The sequence below is a fragment of the Chitinophaga sp. 30R24 genome, assembly GCF_049056765.1.
Classification (GTDB): Bacteria; Bacteroidota; Bacteroidia; order Chitinophagales; family Chitinophagaceae; genus Chitinophaga.
The window spans coordinates 1-4,625 of the sequence record NZ_JBJGXX010000029.1 but is presented as its reverse complement, the minus strand read 5'-3'; the positions used below and the strand labels follow the sequence as shown (position 1 = coordinate 4,625).

The following is a 4,625-nucleotide window of genomic DNA, read 5'->3' as shown; positions in this document are numbered from 1 at the left end:
GGCGGTATAACATGCTACTTACTTTTCTCTTCTGTTGATGATGAATCTCTGATATAGGTTGCTCTTTACTATTATTATAGTTGAAACTTATTGGGCGTATGCACAGGTTTAAAAATTATATCCTGACCACCCTTGATACAGTACCAGATTCACCATTCGGGATTTTTCTTCAGCACTGAACTCAAACTGTTCCAGAAACTTTTCTTCCATTTAAGTTTGGGCATTGAGACAAAACTGTAAATCTATAGACGGATGAGACCTATTTTCTTATCGATAACATCATTCAAAATACTAAAGCTAAAAAAGCCTTTAACTTATTGATCTATTGATAAATGTTTAATTTCTCCTTTAATCTTTTATGAACTTCTTTTAAAGAAAGAAACAAAACATCAACGTCTACAGATAGTTTAAAAGCCTTACTTTCGGACCAAGTAAAATAGTCGGCGAGGTCATCTTTGAACTGTAATAAAATGTCATCATCCAAAAGAGCAAGTAATCTTTCATCACTAATTTGATTTGAATAATCCTCCACAATCCCCAATGTGTCATAAATAGATTTAAACAATTCAATATCGTTTAAATCAAAAATATTTTTTGATAAAACGTCAAAATTGATTATTGCATATGGTTCTTTAATACCATTAATTTCTCTAGCCCATTCTTGCAATACTCCATTATCAAAAAAAGAAGTACTCTTTAGAATTAAAGATAATAAATCCGCAGGCATAGAGAAGAGAAGTATACTACCATCTGCATCAACTAATAACTTATCTATTTCCTTATCTGAAAGATCTGCACCAAAGACTGTATAATACTTCTGTTCTGCAAATACAACCGCTAATAAATACTTTCTATATTTTTCTGAGATATAATTAGTCTCCTTCATGTTTTTACTTATTTAGGCCGTTTATCTCTAAACCATTTTTTTATGAGATTATTAGGCGTTGTAGGACCCTTAGCGGCTCCTGGACCAGTGATTTCATCTGCTAATTGTTGATCACCTTTACTCCAATCAATGGTATTCGGGTTCGGCTTGGTATATTGCCCATCTGGCCAAACATTTTTCTGACCACCCTTCGAGTAGGTATAAGGCCTACTCAAATAACCAGGAGGTATATAATCACTGCTTCGTTCTCCATAATTCGCTGGTAATAATATAAGTAAAATTGCCAACAATATAGGGTTAGGTGCTGGAATAACCATCGGCGGTAAAGGCATACCAGATGGTGGAGCGTACATTCCAGGAAGGCCAATAGGCATTGGCACTCCAGTCAATGCAACATTATTACCTCCTGAAGAATTAGCACCATTGTTACTTCCATTACTACTTCCACTTCCTGTTACAGTCACTTCATTTAATGTACCTCCATTCATCCCTGTTCCTGCCCAGCCTCCATCTTTATTATAAGTATAGTACGATTCTTGACCTTTTTGCCCAGGAACAACCAACACATCTCCTTGTTGAGGATTTTTAGGTGCAGTCGTCCCTCTCGTTGTATCCATACCAGAAGGATCGGCAAATAATAAAGGATTATTCATTGCAAAATGATATGGCGTAAGACCATAGTGATTCTCAACCTTATCATCTACCTGCATGAACCTCCCTATCTGTGCATCATAGGTTCTTGCATTAAAATCATACAACTCTAAACCTGATCCGTCGCTGAACTCTCTAGATTGCAATTCATTCCCGTTGTATTTCTTCCTGTTCTCCGCATAATTCGCCCCCTTCAAGGCACTCGAACTAATCCCCGCCACCGTCAACCCAAACGGATAGTAGTGCGTTTCCTCCAGTACCGGACCGGGATCCTCCATTACTACTACGTTATCAAAGAAAGCTTTTAACTCATAGAAAGCCGCAAGCATAGACCTGCGGCTTTGATACTTTATTATTTGTTCAATTATATTCTTGCTTCATAATTTCCAATTTTAATAAAATAAGATTCATAATTGTCCACACCTACTAGTGTTAGACAAGTCCCGTTATCAAATTTTATAACTAAATTATTCCTTATTTCATTTGGTTCCGCCGAGATTATTTTCCTTTCTAGCAAAGCTAACACCTATCACCGGAGCCAGTTTCGCACCCGCAAAACCAATATTCTCATAATTTATTGCAGCCTTTACACCATAGCCTGCTTACATTGAGCCAGGCAACATAATGCCCATTAGGATTACAGCAGTCTTTTAAAAACACATAAGCCGCAGGCAATGCCTGCGACTTTGTTACTACCTAAAGTTTTTATAATCCTATATCCTGAATTACCTCCACACATTGCCCATGTATAAAATTCAAGACAGCTGGGATCATTTGTAAATCCCTGTACATTCCAATACGTAAAAATATAAATCAAAATTTGGATTAATTGGCTCCTGTAAATAATGATTAAACTTAATTAATTGATTCTCATTAAGAATATGCCCTTCATACAATAAGGGATCATCCTCTGGTGGGGGAACAATTTCTATTATTATATTGAAATCTATACTATCAATATTTATCTCTCTAATTATTTCACTATCATTCTTTCGGTAAATTTTAATTTCCCTTTCAATTCTTATTAACTCATTTCTTAAATTTCCTGAACTCATAATATTTTAACGCTATACGCGCGGGAAGAAACTACAAAAAACAAGTGGCGACCAGCTTACTTAAGCAAATAAATATAGTTGTAACCCCAATATACCTTTAAGCCCATTCTTATTAATTAATAAAAGTGCCGGAAGCTATATACTCTCAAAACCAAAAGAATACTTAATTAAAATATCCTTACTAAGGATACATTTAATATAATATCTATACTGGTGATATCTCTTCACAAAATTTGATTTGTCATCAATAGTATAAACAAGTCGCTCAACATTCCCGTTTATACTAGACTTATAACTATTTCCTAGTTTCTCCACTAAATCTTTCTTGCTTATACCTAAACAAATTTTATTGGATGTAATGAACTGTTCATCCTTCAAGTAAATTGCTTGCTTAGGGATTTTATAAATGCTATCAATGTTCATTATTTCAAATTCATCTACCGAGTTTTCACTCCCCCCGTAATGAAAAAACAAACGAAGTATTTGCGTTCTCGTTTTATTCACGACCTCTATCCTTGGCAAGGAGCCAGCTTGCTCAAACTGTTTATTCCAAATACTTTTACCTAATACAAGTTCTGTGCTTTTATAATCATTAATATTTATATTATTTACCGCTGTATCTGGTTTAAGATATCCATGCTGCTGGCCTCTAGCAGTTACAATCAAAAATAACAGGCCTGATATTATAACTATGATTTTCATATTTTTTATTTTATTCGCCGTTGCTAACTGCTCTACTATTACGACCATTATTATTCGGGTTATTAAGAATATTGACATTAACTCCAATGTTATTATGAGTACTAAGATACTCTCTCATTGTACTTTTAAATTGAAGCAACTGAGTAGCATTTACCTGTAGTCCTATACACCCTTGGGTTCCAACTGCCTTACCTCCATCAGGATGTATCCTCAACAAGGATCTATGCGTACTAAATTGCGGGTTTAAATTTAAACTAAATCCTACCCCGTCTCGTGTCATTCCGTCATTTGGCCAACTACTCTTAGGTCCCCTATCAGCAAGGTGATCAGCTGTATAAGTACCATTCTCAGGTGATCCATTACCCCAAGGCCCCCCTATGGCTTGATAACTAGCAACTGTTAGATGTCCTCCATCATCAAACATTTGATTAACATTTAAAGTACCATCTCCCTGAGCTGGATTATTAGCATTAGCTTGACCTACAAACTCTAACTTCATTTCTCCCGTTGCGAATGAAATAAAATTAGTCCCCAATTTTGAATCTATTGTAGAAAGAGCACTATTAAATGTTGAAACAAATTGGTTAGCGTTATCCTGATTAGATAAGTCGTATCCCCCAACTAAAGCAGCTCCCTGAGCTGCAATATATGCCAATGCGTCAACCCTAACATTCTGTGGAGATCCCGCATTATTCACCGTCCCTAAAACTGATCCATTTGATATATTATAATATACAGTTGTATCTCCAAGGAAATCAGTATTAAGAACGGGATTATTTCTCATTGCTGCATATGGACTCTCCGCTTCAATTGCTTTCGGATCAATCTGCCACCATCTTCCCAATTGTGGGTCAAGATTTCTATAAAAAGCATCATACTCATTTAGATCTAAGTCCGTAGTATGCTCTATCCCATTAAACTTATTCCTATTCTCCGGATAATTCGAACCTTTAAGTGCATTCGAACTAATCCCCGCCATCGTCAACCCAAACGGATAATAATGTGTCTCCTCCAACATCGGCCCTGAATGAACCCCTAATACCACATCATCAAAATAAACCTCCCGTTTACTTTCATTGCTGGTATATACATAAAGGAAACCGCTCTTCCTCATCACCATTTTCTCCTGGCTCAGTAGCTGTAACTGGTCGGGAGTGGCCTGTACCTGCTTTACACCACTATTTTCTTCTACTAATTTAAACTGATCATCGAATAAAACAAAATTCAGATAAGCCTTAGGCCGGTCTGGTTGACCCGCATTCGGAGCTTTGGCTTTCAGTTGCTGATATTCATCATTATAAAAGTTAGTATTAAACGTTTCCGACTGATCG

Annotated in this window: 5 protein-coding genes; all 5 read right to left on the bottom strand. The window is 36.2% G+C overall.

Annotation, left to right across the window (positions count from 1 at the left end; all coding sequences use genetic code 11):
- Nucleotides 1-322 precede the first annotated feature (322 nt).
- Entirely contained in the window at nucleotides 323-886 is a 564-nt protein-coding gene (locus ACDQ55_RS21510) for a hypothetical protein (protein WP_420983705.1), read from the bottom strand.
- A gap of 8 nt (nucleotides 887-894) precedes the next feature.
- A complete protein-coding gene (locus tag ACDQ55_RS21505) occupies nucleotides 895-1,866 on the bottom strand; it encodes an RHS repeat domain-containing protein (protein WP_420983704.1) in 972 nt (323 codons plus the stop codon).
- 441 nt (nucleotides 1,867-2,307) lie between these two features.
- Entirely contained in the window at nucleotides 2,308-2,592 is a 285-nt protein-coding gene (locus ACDQ55_RS21500; protein WP_420983703.1) for a DUF7683 domain-containing protein, read from the bottom strand.
- Between the two features lie 135 nt (nucleotides 2,593-2,727).
- Nucleotides 2,728-3,294: a hypothetical protein gene (locus tag ACDQ55_RS21495; RefSeq protein WP_420983702.1), complete on the bottom strand. Its 567-nt coding sequence runs from the start codon at nucleotides 3,292-3,294 to the stop codon at nucleotides 2,728-2,730.
- Nucleotides 3,295-3,304: 10 nt separating this feature from the next.
- Nucleotides 3,305-4,625: RHS repeat-associated core domain-containing protein (locus tag ACDQ55_RS21490; protein ID WP_420983701.1), on the bottom strand; the 1,321-nt coding region annotated here is incomplete at its 5' end.